Raw genomic sequence first — 15,286 nt, 5'->3', positions numbered from 1 at the left:
GTGCGTGGCCGCCGGGGCAGCGGGTGGGTCAGTAAGAGTGTTCGGGTCCGGGGAAGGCCGCGGAGGCCACCTCGGCCGCGTAGGTGCGCGCCGCCCGCGAGAGGTCCTCGCCTACATTCGCGTATCGCTTGACGAACTTCGCCGTCTTGCCGTGGGTGTAGCCGGCCATGTCCTGCCAGACCAGCACCTGCGCGTCGGTCTCGTTGCCCGCGCCGATGCCGACGGTCGGGATGGTGAGCTTGCGGGTGATCTGCGCGGCGATCTCGGCAGGAACCATTTCCATGACGACGGCGAACGCGCCGGCCTCCTGGACGGCGATCGCGTCGGCGATCAGCTGGTCGGCGCCGTCGCCGCGGCCCTGCACGCGGTAGCCGCCGAGGGTGTTCACGCTCTGCGGCGTGAAGCCGACGTGGCCCATCACCGGGATGCCGGCGGCGGTCAGCGCCGCGATCTGCGGGGCTATCCGCTCGCCGCCCTCGAGCTTGACGGCGTGCGCGCCGCCCTCCTTGAAGAAGCGGATCGACGACTCGAGGGCCTGCTGCGGGCTCACCTCGTAGCTGCCGAACGGCAGGTCGGCCACGACGAGCGCGTGCGGGGCGCCGCGGACCACGGCGCGCACCAGCGGCAGCAGTTCGTCGACGCTGATCGGCACGGTGGTGTCGTAGCCGTACACCACGTTGGCGGCGGAGTCGCCGACCAGGAGCGCGGGGATCTCGGCCGCATCGAAGATGCGGGCGGTGGAGTAGTCGTAGGCGGTCAGCATCGGCCACTTGTGGCCTTCGGCCTTCCACTGCGCCAGGTGCTGCAGTCGGGTGACGCGGCGCGGTGCGGCCGGAGCGGCGTCGGTGGATCCGTAGATCGGTGCGTGGGACATCGCGGTCTCATTTCTGCCTCGAGTCCCGCTCTGCGGGTACCCGGGTCGGTGTGGACAACCCCGATTCTCCCATCGTCGAGCGACGGGCGACACCGGGCGGGCCGGTGGTCTTGCTCACACGCGCGCGCGGTGCGGCCCGGGGCGTCGGGTGTAACACGGGCGTAACAGGACGCGCATAGGGTCGGGCCATGGATCGTCAACAAGAGTTTGTGCTGCGGACGTTGGAAGAACGAGACATCCGCTTCGTCCGTCTCTGGTTCACCGACATCCTGGGCTATCTGAAATCGGTGGCTATCGCTCCGGCCGAGCTCGAAGGCGCTTTTGCCGAGGGCATCGGGTTCGACGGCTCCGCCATCGAGGGCTTCTCCCGCGTCTTCGAAGCGGACATGGTGGCCAAGCCGGACCCGTCGACCTTCCAGGTGCTGCCCTGGGACACCGACGGCCGCAACTATTCGGCGCGCATGTTCTGCGACATCGCCATGCCCGACGGCACGCTGGCATGGGCCGACCCGCGGCACGTGCTGCGTCGCCAGCTGAGCAAGGCCGCCGATCAAGGGTTCACCTGCTACGTGCACCCGGAGATCGAGTTCTACCTGCTCAAGGACATGCCGCTCGATGGCAGCGAACCCATCCCGGCCGACAACGGCGGCTACTTCGACCAGGCCGTGCACGATGCGGCGCCCAACTTCCGCCGCCACGCCATCGAAGCGCTCGAGGCGATGGGCATCTCGGTGGAGTTCTCCCACCACGAAGGCGGCCCCGGCCAGCAGGAGATCGACCTGCGGTACGCGGACGCGCTGAGCATGGCCGACAACGTGATGACCTTCCGCTACCTCGTGAAGGAGGTCGCGATCAGCGACGGAGTCCGCGCGACGTTCATGCCCAAGCCCTTCGGTAAGCACCCGGGATCGGCCATGCACACCCACCTGAGTCTGTTCGAGGGCGAATCCAACGCCTTCCACGACCCGGACGACCCGATGCAGCTCTCGGACACCGGCAAGCAGTTCATCGCCGGCATCCTCACGCACGCCAACGAGATCAGCGCGGTGACCAACCAGTGGGTCAACAGCTACCGGCGTCTGGTGCACGGCGGGGAAGCGCCGACCGCCGCCACCTGGGGGCGGGCCAACCGGTCGGCCATGGTCCGGTTGCCGCTGTACACCCCGAACAAGGCGTCGTCGCGGCGCATCGAGGTCCGCAGCCCGGACTCGGCCTGCAATCCGTACCTGGCGTTCTCGGTGCTGCTCGCCGCCGGACTCAAGGGCATCGCCGAAGGCTACGAGCTACCCGAGGAGGCCGAGGACAACGTGTGGGCCCTGACCCCGGCCGAGCGGCGCGCCATGGGCTACCGCGAACTGCCCAACTCGCTGGCCGACGCGCTCGGCGAGATGGAACGGTCGGAACTGGTGGCCGAAGCGCTCGGCGAGCACGTCTTCGACTACTTCCTGCGCAACAAGTGGGCCGAGTGGACCACCTACCGCGCGGAAGTGACCCCGTTCGAGCTGCAGAACTACCTGCCGCTCTAGTGCCCCGTGTTGGAAATTCATTGTTGGTATCCCGCGGCCAGATGAACGCCTGGCGGCGTTGTCGTCGGTCGCTGTAGCTGCCGCTACGGCTCCCTCCTCCGCCTTGCCATCCGCCCATCTGACTCGCGGGAACCATTCACCAATTTCCAACACGGGGCACTAGCCGTGTATCGACGGCGGCGGGCGATAGGCTCGACGACGTGACGGCGATACGCGGACGCTCGGTGGTGCCGAGCCCTGGTCGACTGGGTCTCATGGAGCCGACGGCTCGGGAGGACCTGGACGTCCTCGGCTGGAACGATGAGGCCGCCGTCGACGTGCTCTGGTCGCTCTCCCGGGCGCCCGACGCGGATCTGGCGCTGCGCGCGCTGATCCGCATCCGGGCCGCCCAGACCGAGGCGGACTGGGCGGAGATTGACCGGCTCCTGCGGACTGACCGGCGCTTCCGCAGCCGCCTGCTCGCCACGCTCGGTGCGTCCGACGCACTGGGCGATCACCTGGTCGCCGAGACCGATGCCTGGCGGCTGCTGCTGATCGAGAAGCTGCCGTCGGCCGAGCAGGCCCGCGCGGAGATGCTGGCCGCGGTGCAGGCCGAACCCGAACCGGACGCCGGCGACAGCCTGCTCTTCCGCGCCGGTGTCAGCGGGCCGACGGCGGTGAGTCTGCTGCGCGTGGCCTACCGCAATCTGGTGTTGCGCCTGGCCGCGCAGGACCTGGCCCCGGTGGTCGAGGACGAGCCGGTGCTGTTCCTGCCCGAAGTGGGTGCGCACCTGTCCGATCTGGCCGACGCGGCATTGACGGCGGCGCTCGCCGTCGCCGTGCGCGAGGTGCTCGGCGACGATCCGCTCACCGGGCGACTCGCGGTGATCGCGATGGGCAAATGCGGTGCGCGCGAACTGAATTACGTCAGCGACGTGGACGTCGTCTTCGTCGCCGAACCCGCCGACACCACCTCCGCGCGGCTCGCCGGGGAGATGATGCGCGTCGGTTCGCTGGCCTTCTTCGAGGTCGACGCGGCGCTGCGTCCGGAAGGCAAGCGCGGCGCCATGACCCGCACCCTCGACTCGCACCTGGCCTACTACCAGCGGTGGGCCAAGACGTGGGAGTTCCAGGCGCTGCTGAAGGCGCGTGCGATGACCGGCGACCTGGCGCTGGGCCGCGAGTACACCGAGGCCACCGCGCCGCTGGTGTGGTCGGCCGCCGAACGCGACGACTTCGTGGTCGACGTCCAGGCGATGCGGCGCCGGGTGGAAGCGCTGGTGCCGGAGAACGAACGCGACCGCAACCTGAAACTGGGGCGCGGCGGCCTGCGCGACGTCGAGTTCGCGGTGCAGCTGATGCAGATGGTGCACGGTCGCGCCGATGAGAGCCTGCGCGTCGCGTCGACCCTGGACGCGATCGACGCGCTCACCGACGGCGGTTACGTGGGCCGCACCGACGGCGCCAACCTCCACGCTTCCTACGAGTTCCTCCGCGGCCTCGAACACCGGCTGCAGCTGCAGCGACTGTCGCGCACCCACCTGCTGCCGGACCTGCAGGATGCGGCCGCCCTGCGCCCGCTGGCCCGGGCCGCGCACATCCGGCCGGAGGGACGCAGCGACGCGACCGAGGTGCTGCGCCGCGAACTGCGCCGACAGCGCACGCGTGTGCGGCAACTCCACGAGAAGCTCTTCTACCGCCCGCTGCTGGAGGCGGTGACCCGGTTCGACACGGATTCGCTGTATCTGCAGAACCAGTCCGCGCAGCGGCAACTCGCCGCGCTCGGTTACGCCAAGCCGGAGCGGGCGCTCGCGCACATCAAGGCGCTCGGCTCCGCGCGCGGCCGCCGCGGTCAGATCCAGATGCTGATCCTGCCGGGCCTGCTGCAGCACATCAGCGACACCCCGGACCCCGACGCTGGGCTGCTCAACTATCGGCGCCTGTGCGACGAGCTGGTCGACGCCGAATGGTTCCTGCGGCTGCTGCGCGACGACGGGGTGGTGGCCGAGCAGCTGATGCATGTGCTCGGCACGTCCGAGTACATCGCCGACCTGTTGATGCGCTCGCCCGACGTGATCGCGCTGTACTCCTCGGGCGCCTCCGGCCCCAAGCTGTGCGAGGTGACCAGCGACGAGGTGGTCAAGGGCCTGATCGCCTCGGTCCGTCGGCAGGCCGACCCGCGCAAGGCGATCGCGGTGGCTCGCTCGCACCGTCGTGCCGAACTGGCGCGCATCGCCTCGGCGGACCTGCTCGGCCTGATGGACGTGCGGGAGGTGTGCCGGGCCCTGTCGACGGTGTGGGCCGCCGTGATCAACGCGGCGCTGGAGAAGGTCATCGCCGCCACGACCGACGAATCGGGGGAGGTCCCGGCTCGCATGGCGGTGATCGGGATGGGCCGTCTCGGCGGCGGCGAACTCGGCTACGGCTCGGACGCCGACGTGCTGTTCGTATGCGACCCGATCGAGGGCGAGGACGAGACCACGGCGCTGCGCTGGGCGCAGAACGTCGCCGACAACGTGCGGGCCCTGCTCGGCACCCCGAGCGCGGACCCGCCGCTCGAGGTGGACGTGGGGCTGCGTCCGGAAGGCAAGAACGGCCCGATCGTGCGGTCGTTGGCGTCGTACCGCGCCTACTACGAGCAGTGGGCGCAGGCCTGGGAAGTGCAGGCGCTGCTGCGCGCGCACGCGGTGGCCGGCGACCCGGAACTGGGCCTCGAATTCCTGCACATGATCGACGCCATCCGCTATCCCGAGGGGGGAGTGTCCGCCGACGCGGTGCGCGAGATCCGGCGCATCAAGGCGCGGGTGGATGCCGAACGCCTGCCGCGCGGCGCGGACCCGACCACGCACACCAAGCTGGGGCGCGGCGGCCTCGCCGACGTGGAATGGACCGTGCAGCTGCTGCAGCTGCGCTACGCCCACAAGCATCCGGAGCTGCACCGCACGTCCACGCTGGAGGCGTTGGAGGCCATCGAGGCCGCCGAGCTGCTGCCCGCCGAGCAGGTGGCGATGCTGACCGAGGCCTGGCTGACGGCGACGCGGGCGCGCAACGCCCTGGTGCTGGTGCGCGGCAAGCCCGTCGACCAGCTGCCCGGGCCCGGGCGCGAACTCCGCGCGATCGCCTACGCGGCCGGGTGGCCGCAGGACGAGGCCGTCGAGTTCCTCGAGCACTACCTGCGCGTCACCCGACGCGCGAAGGGTGTGGTGACCGAGGTATTCGGGGAATGACCGGGGCGGGAGGCGAGTAAACGGTCAGTGCGAAGTGAAGAATGCTCTCGCTGTACAACCGCGCGCTGCGCAAGGTGGACCGCGACACCGTGGGTCGTGCGCTGAGCGACGTCGTGACCGTGCCGCTGCTGGTGGGGCAGAAGCTGGCGCAGCCGGCGCTGGTGCTGGGGCACGAGGCGCCGCGTCGAGTGCCGTGGGAGGCGCTCCTCGAACTGCGGCCGAAACAGCAGCGGGCGCAGAACCGCGTGGTCTACGACTTCTTCTCCGGCATCGCCCCGGAGATCGCCCATCCCGGTCGCAGTCTGCCCGGGGCCAATCTCGCTGGGACGAACCGCTCGATCCGGCGCACCCGGTGCCGGTCATTCTGGTGCATGGGACCGCGGGCGGAGCGCAGACCAACTGGGGCACCTACGTCCCGCTGCTCACCGACGCGGGCTATGCGGTGTTCACCCTCACCTACGGCGCCGTCGAACACGCCAACTGGCCGATCTCGGCGCTCGGCGGCATGCGGCGCATCGAAGTGAGCGCCGCCGAGTTCGGGGAGTTCGTGGAGAAGGTACTGGCCGCGACCGGAGCGGACCAGGTGGATGTGGTGGGGCACTCGCAGGGCACCCTGATCCCGAACTACTGGGCCCGCTTCCTCGGTGGCGAGGGCAAGATCCGCAAGTACATCTCCCTGGCGCCGCTGTGGCAGGGGACGGCGGCCCTTGGACGGGACCAAGCACGCGATGGCGACCCTGCGGAACCGGTTGGGCGTCGATCCGTCGCTGGTGATGCCGTGCGAAGCACTGCCGCAGATGATGGACGGCTCCCTCTTCATCGCGGAGATGAACCCGGACGGCCACCCCTATCTGCCCGGCATCGAGTACACCAACATCTCCGGCAGTTCGCTGCGCGGCATGGCCGGCGCGCCCGAATTCATCACACCGTTCGCCAACACACCGCGACGGCCGCGGTCCGGCTGACCTACCGTCGGCCGTCCCTGACCCCGGCGTGTCGCGACCCTGACAGCGGGTCGCCGCCGCGAGCCCCGTGCGCGAGGCGGCAACAGGGTCGCGACACCCGTGACGAGCGGTCCGGTGACGAACTGTGTGCAGGGGTGAGGAACGAGAGCGGGGACCGCACCGCGATCCGGTGAGGTCCCCGCTGGGGTCGCTGTGCGATCAGTTGTCGAGGATCTTCAGGGCGAAGATGATGGTGTCGCCCGGCTTGATCGAGCCGTCCGGCGTGCCCTGCGGGTACCCGTCGGTCGACGGGATCACGACGGCGACGCTGGAACCCTTCTTCTGGCCGACGAGAGCCTCGGCGAAACCGGGGATCACGCCGCCCGCGCTGAACTCGGCGGCCTCGCCGCGCGCGTACGCGCTGTCGAACACCTCGCCGGTCGCGCCGTTGACGCCCTGGTAGCAGACGCTGATCATCTCGCTGTCGGTGACGACTGCGCCGTCGCCGGCCTCCAGCGTCTTGACCTCGGTCTTGTCCACCGTGAACGGCTTGTCCTTCACCGTGATCAGCGGTGCGGTGGTGTCGGACTGACCCACCACGGCGATCGATCCGGTGGTGCCGGTGACGGTCCACTGCGGTGCGGTGTCGGCGGCCGGTTCGGTGCTCGGGCAGGAGGTCGCGGTGACCGCGCCGTCGGTGGCCGACTGGGCGGCGCCGGTGGTGTCCGCACTGCTCGACGAATCGTCGGACGAGCAGCCGACGAGCAGCAGCGCGGAGGCAGCGACGGGCAACAGGAGCATGGGCTTGAGTCTCATGGAAAGTCACCTTACCGAACAGTTTGATAAGGTCAGAGGGCCTGTTGGTGCGCGAGTGTGGAGTACCGGCGGAAGATTTGTGGGATACCGCCCGGGACGACCTCCCGCGAGCGTGTCCCGTCGCAGGCCCGAACCCAGGCCGCGACCGCTGTGTACCGCGTCTCGTCACCGAGTTATTTGAGTAGATGCAGAACGCGAGGTTTTACATGTCCCGGGTAGCGATTATCGGTGCCGGACCGAGTGGATTGGCCATGCTGCGCGCTTTCGAGGCCGCGCGCCAGGCTGGAGCAGAGATCCCCGAATTGGTGTGCTACGAGAAGCAGACCGACTGGGGTGGACAGTGGAATTACAGCTGGCGGACCGGACTGGACGGCTACGGCGAGCCCGTGCCGTCGAGCATGTACCGGAACCTCTGGTCGAACGGCCCCAAGGAGGGCCTGGAATTCGCCGACTACTCCTTCGACGAGCACTTCGGTCGTCCCGTGTCGTCGTACCCGCCGCGCGAAGTGCTGTGGGACTACATCGCCGGCCGCGTGGAGAAGAGCGACGTCCGCAAGTACATCCGCTTCGAGACCGCGGTGCGCTGGGTGTCGTACGACGCCGACACCGAACAGTTCTCCGTCACCAGCCAGACGCTGCCGACCGCGGCCGATTCGACCGAGACCTTCGACTACGTGGTGGTGGCCAGCGGTCACTTCTCCTACCCGAACTTCCCGACCTTCGCCGGGATCGAGACCTTCCCGGGCATGCTGACGCACGCGCACGACTTCCGCGGCGCCGAGGGCCTGAAGGATCAGGACGTGTTGGTGATCGGTTCGAGCTATTCGGCCGAGGACATCGGCAGCCAGGCGTACAAGATGGGCGCCCGCTCGGTCACCGCGAGCTACCGCACCCAGCCGATGGGCTACCAGTGGCCCGACGGCTTCTCCGAACGGCCCGGCATCGAGCGGTTCGACGGCAACACGGTGCACTTCATCGACGGCTCCACCAAGGACGTCGACGCGGTGATCGTGTGCACCGGCTACCTGCACAAGTACGCGTACCTGCCGGAGGACCTGGGTCTGCGGTCGCCGAACAACGTGTACCCGGACGGGCTCTACCGCGGTGTGGTGTGGAACGACAATCCGAAGCTGTTCTACGTCGGCGCCCAGGACCAGTGGTTCACCTTCAACATGTTCGACGCGCAGGCCTGGTACGTCCGGGACCTGATTCTGGGCCGCTCCGCGATGCCCGACCGCAGCGAGCGGGACGCGTCGATCGCCGAGTGGCGCAAGCGCTTCGTCGCCCTCGCCGATGCCGCCGACGAGATCCGGTTCCAGGGCGACTACGTCCAGGATCTGGTGAACCTCACCGACTACCCGCAGTTCGACGTCGACGGGGTGGTGGAGATCTTCCTGGCCTGGAAGAACGACAAGGCCGCCGACATCATGGGGTACCGCGACTACACCTACACGTCGGTGATGACCGGAACCCGTAGCATTCCTCACCACACCCGGTGGATGGACGAACTGGACGACAGTCTGGAGCGGTACCTGCAGACCTCCGGCTAGACGACGGGGCGCACCCGGGGAAGCGGGACTACCATGCTCTGGGTCTTCCTCGGTGGACTGCTCGGTGCCCCGGCCCGCTACCTCGTCGAGGAGGCGCTGGGCGACCGCGGCGGCTTCCCGCTGGCGACGTTCGTGGTGAACGTCGTCGGCGCGCTGGCACTGGGCCTGCTCCTGGAGTCACTGGTGCTCGCCGGCCCCGAGACTCCCGGATCAGAGACCACCGGATCAGAGACCACCGAACCCGAGTCCGGGACCCGTCGACGAGTGCGCCTGTGCCTGGGCACCGGCTTCCTCGGCACGTTCACCACCTACAGCAGCTTCGCGGTGCAGATCGAACTGCTGGCCGGCGGCGATCGGCTTCCACTGGCGGCGGCATATGCCGCAGCCAGCCTGTCGGCCGGGCTGGCTGCGGTGGCGCTGGGCATCTGGGCCGCGCACGGGCTGCGCCGCGCGGGCGGCCTCCGATGAGCGTGTGGCTGCTCCTGGGCGTCGGCGTATTCGGCGGCCTCGGCGCGCTGCTCCGCTACGGCCAGGACACTCTGGTGCGGTCGTGGGCGGGACCCGCCTTTCCGTGGGGAACCGTCAGCATCAACGTCGTCGGCAGCTTCGTGCTGGGCTTCCTCACCGGCTTGGCGATCTTCAGCGGTGACGGCGCGGAGTGGGGGATCGTCCTCAGTTCCGGGATGTGCGCCGGGTACACCACGTTCAGCACCGCGATGTACGACGTCGCCACCCTGGCTCGCGGCGGCCGGTGGCGTGCGGCCGCCGCGGCACTGTTCGGCACGCTCGTCGCGGCGGTCGCCGCCGCCGCACTCGGCGTCGCCGCCGCCTCCCTGTTCTGACGGCGGCGGTTGCACCGGCCATCAGCCACGTCTTCTCGCCGGCGTGCGGAACGACGGCTGACTCCCCGCGCGAACGACTCCGCCCGCGCGACGTAGGTCGCGCGGGCGGAGTCGTGTCGTCAGCCGTGGCCGATCAGCAGTCGTAGTACATCTGGAATTGCGTCCTGGGGGTTTGCTGACGTTGCCGGAGTTTTGGTGGCGTTGTTCGTGCAGGTCAAAGCGTTGTGTGCGTTTGGTGCTGACGGGCTGTTTCGGATCTACTGCGGACGCACTGCGGACGGAATGAGGCCCAGCGGGGATGGTCCTCCGCTGGGCCTCGTCGCGTTACAACCGGGGAGCGCCGGGAACGCGAGTCTTCCTACTGTGCCTTCCGCCGATACCGGTTCAGGACGAACAGTTCCGCCAACGTCCAGCCCGCGAACGAGTCACGGACCGACGTCGAGAATTGGCCGGCAGATTGGTCGTAGGCGAGCTGCCCAGGATTGGTGACCAACCGTGCCGTTGCCGTCGTGATGACTGCGGCAACGTCCTCGGACGGGTCGCCAGCTGCCGAGAAGCCACGACCGCGGGTGTAGGCGCGGGCCATCGCTGTCACGATCTGGACGTGCTGTTCGGCGAGCGCGACCGCACCAGGATCAGTTTCCTTCCCCAGGAACGCGGCCACGTCCTGCCCTGATGGTGCCATTACGGGGTGGCGGTCAGGACCGAGACCGCCTCCGGGTGGAGCAGGCCGAGGTCGTAGCGGCACGTGACACGAAGACCTACCTGGTCGTATTCGGCGTAACGCTCGTTGAGCACGGTCACGCTGGGGCTGGTGTCGCGTGCGATCGCCACGGTCGACATGTCGGCGAGGACCGCGGTCCCGGCGTCCAGCTTGTTCGTGACGGTCGCCGGGATACCGAACAGGGTGGTGCCGGAGGCCTTCGACGGGTCGGGCTCCAGCAGGTAGCGGGCCGAGGTCGAGGACTCCTTCAGCTTGCGGAGTTCGGCGAAGTCGGCGCCGGACAGGAACCACCGGTTCGGGGTGATCTCCTTGGCGTTCAGCGCGGCGATGGCGTCGAGCAGACTGTCCGGGTCGGTGACGTCGAGATCGCCGGTCGTGACGCCGGCCTGCTTGGTGATTCCCTTGATCGAGTCGGAGGTCCCGGCTCCCTGCAGGAGGGCGTCGTCGAGGAGATCGGAGACGTCCTTGACGAGGCGGGCCTTCAGTACCGAGTCGATGCCGATGACGGACTGCCGGACCAGTTCGGAGCTGAAGCGCATGATCGTCTTGATGCTTTTGCGTTCGGTCGGCATCAGGGTGATCTCGCTGAAGCTCGCGTCTGCGGTGTCGGGGATCAGGGCGCCTTCACCGACGAAGCCGGGGGTGGAGCCGGAGACGAGCTTGGGGATGCGGAGCTCGCGTGCGGTGTCGAAGATCCGGGGACCGGACGCGAGGACGACCGACGCGGCTTCGAGGGGCTGGACGAGCAGGGACGCGACCTGATCGGCGAGAAGGGTGGGATTGGTGGCGGTGGATTCAGCCATTGGTGCCTCCTGGGGCGATCTACGAATTGAGAATTTCTAGATCGTCGCCAGGACGAGAAGAAGGGGCGCATTCCAGATGCGCCCCTTCATCGTCTCACATACTGAGATCAGATTGCCATTGCGGTCCGTCGCTTCCGATCCTCGTCGGGCACGCCGGCACCCCGGTTTGCGGCGACGACGAGCGAGTAAGCCTCGGCGAGTTCACGCACGTTCCCAGCGGGCGCGTTCTCGGCGAGATCCTTGATGCGGGCCAGGATGGCTTCTGCGGTCTCGTTCTTCAGATTCATGTTCACCTCCCTCCGAGGATTCCGAGCAGGTTCACTGCTCCTGCTGTGGTAGTGGCACCCTGCCCGACGTCGCCGACAATTCGGCGGGCCGCCAGGTGCGGCTTGCGTTCGATCAGGTCATCGATCGCCGCGGTCAGGTTGTCGTCGTCCAGGTGGCTCGGGTCGAAGGCGAGGTCCGTGGGGTCCTGCAGTCGGCCATCGGCGGCGACAAGCGCAGTGTGCAGCCGCTGGGCGAGGTCGTCGGCCTGCTGAGCCCGCTGACGGTACTTCCCGTTCTCCTGGCGCAGCTTCTCCACGTACTCGCGTGGGAACGTCTCGGGCTCGTCCTCGGGCTTTTCAAGGTCATCCGTGACTTCTTCGCCGGTCGGCGCAGAAGGGCCTGCGCTCTCCTGCCGTACCTCGTCGGCGACAAGCTCGGTGTCGAGCTGCTGATCTACTTCGGTCATCGGATGCCCTTCGCTCGTGCTGTCTTCCATGTCTCCTTGATTCCTTCCTTCAGAACGACCTTCGGGGTGCAGGTGCAGCCCTTGTGGTGCTGGAACGGGTGTTCTGCCGGCCAGACGCGGCCAGCGCGCCACCACCATTCGCAGAGCTGGCACGCTGACGCCGATTTCTGCCGGACCCACCCTTTCGTGACACCCGACCGGACCATCGCGTCCGAGTACGTCGACGCCGCGGCCTCCAGCGGTTCCGAGCGGGCCAACCGTCCGATGATGGCTTCCGGTACCTCCGAGCCCTCGGCGACCGTCAGAACCGTCTCGGCGGCCTTCTGCAGGCGCGGCACATCGTTCGGGTAGTCGACACCGGACACCGGCACCGGTTCCTGCAGTTCGATCATCACTTGGGCGGCGACCGACATGTCTGCCAAGCTCCGGGCTCGTCCGTTCGCCTCGGCGATGGCCTGGGCGATGAGAACAACAGTGTCGTCTCGGTCGATGAGACCTTCCAGGAAGCTCCTGTAGGCGGCGATCACGACCTGCTCGGTGTCGGAGGCCAACGCTTTCAGCGTGTCCGTGAGAGCCATCAACCCACCAGCTTCGACAGATCCACGGCGGTGGAGTCGAGCGCAGCGGTACGGCGGGCCTGCCGGATAGCAAGGATCTCGTCATCCCCGTACCCGAGGCGCTGCAGGGCGTAGTCGGCGGGCAACAGACCCGACGAGAACAGCTTCACCACGGCGTCGGCTTCCTGGGCGATCGAGCGGGTAGCCGGATCAGCCCAGATCACCCGAGGTTCCACCATCAGCGGATCGATACCGTCACGGACAGCGACGACGAGTCGGGCCACCTGCTCCCACGCGCGACCAAACACCTGCTGTCGTGCCTGAGCGCGGGCGGTCAGTGACGCTTCTGCAGCGCGCAGAGCGTCCGCCGATGGCGGGGTTGCCGTCAACTGCCCGATGTAGTGCGCAGGCAGAGCGGAGACCGCCATGATCTGCCCGAGGAGGATGCGGACCGCCGATTCGTAGCCTCCGAGATCCGCGGCTTCGAGCTGACCGAACTTCGAGTCCGGGTTCTCCGAGATCATCGCCCGATCGCCTTCCGGGATGGGGTTGATCGCGTTACCGTCCTCGTCTTCCTCCATCTCGATTCCGGTGGCCCAGCGGCGAGGCCGGCCAACGTATTCGGAGGTCACCAGCATGTCCGTCAACAGCTTGTTCAAAGCGTCGATCAGCGGCTTCAGGTCCTCGATCTCCGAGACACCATCGTCGAGAAGTCGATCCGAGTTCGTCAGCCGGACGACGGGGACGATGCCCAGCGGATTCGCCAACGTCTCGATGACCTTGAAGCCTGCCGTCGTCGCACCGGTCTGCTCGGCACGAAGGCGCACAATCTCGTGCGGGCCGTACAGGACAGCCTCGGTCGTCGTCTCCGTCTCCCACCGCTTCAGCGCGGCCACGATCTGCCGGGTACCGGGGTCGGTGATGACGGTGACCTGCCGCGCCGATTCGATGGTGACCTTGGGCCTGCCGAACTGGTCGGCCCACACGATCGCGTAGGAGGCGCCGAGGAGGAGTGCTTCACGGTGCGCGATGGTGGACTGCTGATCGAGATCATTCCTGAGCCAGTCATCCCAGACGTCGACGCCGGAGAAGCCGGTGACGCGCAGCCGCTCGGTCAGGCTGGTGATCGTCAGGCGAGGAACGTTCGTTGCCATTCGTCCGAACCGGTCACCGAGCGCATCTCGGGATTCGGGGGCCAGGAACGCGAGAGCCTGCCGGCCAGAGTAGTACCGTTCGTTCTCGGCGTAGATCGCCGCGGGCTGGTCGAGCTGCAGCAGCAGGGTGGTCAAAGTGTCAGTCATCGGAAACTCCGTGTTCTTCTGCGGGTGTTGCGGGTAGCGCGCCACGTAGCTCGTGAGTGCGCCATGACCAAGCACGCGGCCAGGTCGATCTTGCGGGCCTTCCGAGACCTCGACTGTTTGGCGAGGCGGATTCCCCGGGCGTCCTCCACGATCACCGCGGCACCGACGTGCGCGGCCAAGGTGGATTCGCCCGAGTGGCTCAGCTTGCCGTTCAAGGCAGCGCTGTACAGGGTGCCGGTCGCCGAGGTCAAGCGAGACGGCGAGTGCGGGAACTCCAGGATCGGCAGCTTCTCCGATTCCAGGACTTGCAGAGTGCGGGTCCACCGGAACGGGTCGGCGATGATCTCCACGACCTGCCACCGCTTGCAGGCCTGCCGGATCTCGTCTTCCACCTCGGCGACCGGCACCCGCCAAGAATCATCACCAGGCGGCTTCTCCCACACGCGGATCTTGTCGAAGTGAGGTTCCGTCGACACCGTGCCGACGAGCAGGGCCGTCGTGTCATCAGAGAACGAACCATCAAGCGCCACAACGACTTCCAGGCCCTCAGGAACACCTTCACCGTTGCCGAGGCTGTCCCACACACCGGGCGGCAGGAAGGCGCCATCCACATCGGTAGCGAACTGGCACAGACGAGCACGCCGGAACGTAGCCTCCCGAGTCTTCGGCGGCAGAAGAGCCACCAGCGCATCGCGGTGCAAGAAGTCGTCCAACGCCGGATTCGCCAGGCTCCAGCAATGTTCGCAGTCGACGGGATGGTCCTCGAAACCAACAGCGGAATGTTCCCTCCACCGCATCGTGGTGTCGCCAGGATTGGCGAGCGCGTACTCGCGCAGCGACAGAAGAACCTGGTCTTCGACATTCGGGCCAGGCGTTCCGATCGCCACCAGGACCGAGCGTTCACGCTTACCCTGAGCGAGCTGGACAACCTCGAACAAGTCCCTGTTCACCACGCCGGCCTCGTCAACGATCGCCATCACGTAATCAAGGCCCTCAGCCGCTGCAGGGGAAGCCGGGTACACCGTGAAGCTGGAGTCCGTCGCCGGAATGTACAGGCGGTCCTTGAACACCTGACAGCGCTCGGCGAGCTCGGGAGACAACTCCACCATCCGGCGCGCAGCCGAGAACGCGAGACCCGCCTGACGCTCGTCGACAGCGAACACCACCACGTTCGCGCCATCACCCCAACAGAAGAAGCTGTAGAGCCCGATCGCGGCGGTCAGCGTCGTCTTCCCCGAGCCACGCGGGAACATCAAACCGACCGTGCGAGCACGGGAGTCGAGGGTCAAGTCCCGGGTAGTGGTGTAACTGGTTTCTGATCCTTCGTTGGTGATCAGGCGGGTAGTTCCATCAGTGGATCGGTGCTCACCTCCGTCTGCGAGTCGGTGTCGGTGGTCGGGGTGAGTCGGC

15 protein-coding genes are annotated in these 15,286 nt (G+C 67.8%); 6 read left to right on the top strand and 9 right to left on the bottom strand.

Annotated features, from left to right (window positions below):
- Window positions 1–28: 28 nt before the first annotated feature.
- The gene (gene panB / locus ABD989_RS13665) at window positions 29–874 is read right to left on the bottom strand and encodes a 3-methyl-2-oxobutanoate hydroxymethyltransferase (RefSeq protein ID WP_345313902.1); all 846 of its coding nucleotides are present in this window, start codon (window positions 872–874) and stop codon (window positions 29–31) included.
- A 188-nt stretch (window positions 875–1,062) separates the two neighbouring features.
- Here panB and glnA point away from each other — a divergent pair, with 188 nt between their 5' ends.
- The 3 genes from glnA (at window position 1,063) to ABD989_RS13650 (ending at window position 6,744) form a co-directional block, all read left to right on the top strand.
- On the top strand, window positions 1,063–2,400 hold the full coding sequence (glnA, locus tag ABD989_RS13660; protein ID WP_345313901.1) for a type I glutamate--ammonia ligase: 1,338 nt from the start codon (window positions 1,063–1,065) through the stop codon (window positions 2,398–2,400).
- Window positions 2,401–2,600: 200 nt separating this feature from the next.
- Entirely contained in the window at window positions 2,601–5,606 is a 3,006-nt protein-coding gene (locus tag ABD989_RS13655; protein ID WP_345313900.1) for a bifunctional [glutamine synthetase] adenylyltransferase/[glutamine synthetase]-adenylyl-L-tyrosine phosphorylase, read from the top strand.
- Window positions 5,607–5,640: 34 nt separating this feature from the next.
- Entirely contained in the window at window positions 5,641–6,744 is a 1,104-nt protein-coding gene (locus ABD989_RS13650) for an esterase/lipase family protein (RefSeq protein ID WP_345313899.1), read from the top strand.
- Between the two features lie 25 nt (window positions 6,745–6,769).
- Here the strand turns inward: ABD989_RS13650 and ABD989_RS13645 are convergent, their stop codons facing one another.
- Window positions 6,770–7,366, bottom strand: coding sequence for an FKBP-type peptidyl-prolyl cis-trans isomerase (locus tag ABD989_RS13645; RefSeq protein ID WP_345313898.1), 597 nt, complete (start codon window positions 7,364–7,366; stop codon window positions 6,770–6,772).
- A gap of 206 nt (window positions 7,367–7,572) precedes the next feature.
- Here ABD989_RS13645 and ABD989_RS13640 point away from each other — a divergent pair, with 206 nt between their 5' ends.
- Genes ABD989_RS13640 through ABD989_RS13630 form a run of 3 tightly spaced genes read left to right on the top strand, consistent with a single transcriptional unit; the run spans window position 7,573 to window position 9,758 of the window.
- Complete coding sequence (locus ABD989_RS13640) at window positions 7,573–8,916, top strand: NAD(P)-binding domain-containing protein (protein WP_345313897.1); 1,344 nt, start codon at window positions 7,573–7,575, stop codon at window positions 8,914–8,916.
- A gap of 33 nt (window positions 8,917–8,949) precedes the next feature.
- Complete coding sequence (locus ABD989_RS13635) at window positions 8,950–9,384, top strand: fluoride efflux transporter FluC (RefSeq protein WP_246996666.1); 435 nt, start codon at window positions 8,950–8,952, stop codon at window positions 9,382–9,384.
- Window positions 9,381–9,758, top strand: coding sequence for a fluoride efflux transporter FluC (locus tag ABD989_RS13630; protein ID WP_246996665.1), 378 nt, complete (start codon window positions 9,381–9,383; stop codon window positions 9,756–9,758). Before ABD989_RS13635 ends, ABD989_RS13630 begins: the two co-directional genes overlap by 4 nt.
- A 358-nt stretch (window positions 9,759–10,116) precedes the next feature.
- Here ABD989_RS13630 and ABD989_RS13625 read toward each other — a convergent pair whose 3' ends face one another.
- The 7 genes from ABD989_RS13625 to ABD989_RS13595 form a co-directional block, all read right to left on the bottom strand.
- Window positions 10,117–10,422 (bottom strand): hypothetical protein, encoded by a 306-nt coding sequence (locus tag ABD989_RS13625; RefSeq protein ID WP_345313896.1) that lies wholly within the window; start codon window positions 10,420–10,422, stop codon window positions 10,117–10,119.
- A gap of 20 nt (window positions 10,423–10,442) precedes the next feature.
- Window positions 10,443–11,285 carry a phage major capsid protein gene (locus tag ABD989_RS13620; protein ID WP_345313895.1) on the bottom strand — a complete coding sequence of 281 codons (843 nt, stop codon included), beginning with the start codon at window positions 11,283–11,285 and terminating at the stop codon, window positions 10,443–10,445.
- 107 nt (window positions 11,286–11,392) lie between these two features.
- Complete coding sequence (locus ABD989_RS13615; RefSeq protein WP_345313894.1) at window positions 11,393–11,572, bottom strand: hypothetical protein; 180 nt, start codon at window positions 11,570–11,572, stop codon at window positions 11,393–11,395.
- A 2-nt stretch (window positions 11,573–11,574) separates the two neighbouring features.
- On the bottom strand, window positions 11,575–12,018 hold the full coding sequence (locus ABD989_RS13610) for a hypothetical protein (protein WP_345313893.1): 444 nt from the start codon (window positions 12,016–12,018) through the stop codon (window positions 11,575–11,577).
- On the bottom strand, window positions 12,015–12,596 hold the full coding sequence (locus tag ABD989_RS13605) for a hypothetical protein (RefSeq protein ID WP_345313892.1): 582 nt from the start codon (window positions 12,594–12,596) through the stop codon (window positions 12,015–12,017). Before ABD989_RS13605 ends, ABD989_RS13610 begins: the two co-directional genes overlap by 4 nt.
- A complete protein-coding gene (locus ABD989_RS13600) occupies window positions 12,596–13,876 on the bottom strand; it encodes a phage portal protein (protein ID WP_345313891.1) in 1,281 nt (426 codons plus the stop codon). Before ABD989_RS13600 ends, ABD989_RS13605 begins: the two co-directional genes overlap by 1 nt.
- Window positions 13,873–15,129 carry a terminase large subunit domain-containing protein gene (locus ABD989_RS13595; protein ID WP_345313979.1) on the bottom strand — a complete coding sequence of 419 codons (1,257 nt, stop codon included), beginning with the start codon at window positions 15,127–15,129 and terminating at the stop codon, window positions 13,873–13,875. Before ABD989_RS13595 ends, ABD989_RS13600 begins: the two co-directional genes overlap by 4 nt.
- Window positions 15,130–15,286: the final 157 nt, after the last annotated feature.

It is taken from the genome of Gordonia alkaliphila (genome assembly GCF_039542465.1).
Lineage (GTDB): Bacteria > Actinomycetota > Actinomycetes > Mycobacteriales > Mycobacteriaceae > Gordonia > Gordonia alkaliphila.
The sequence above is the reverse complement of the archived record's forward strand: the minus strand, read 5'-3'. Positions and strand labels throughout refer to the sequence as shown.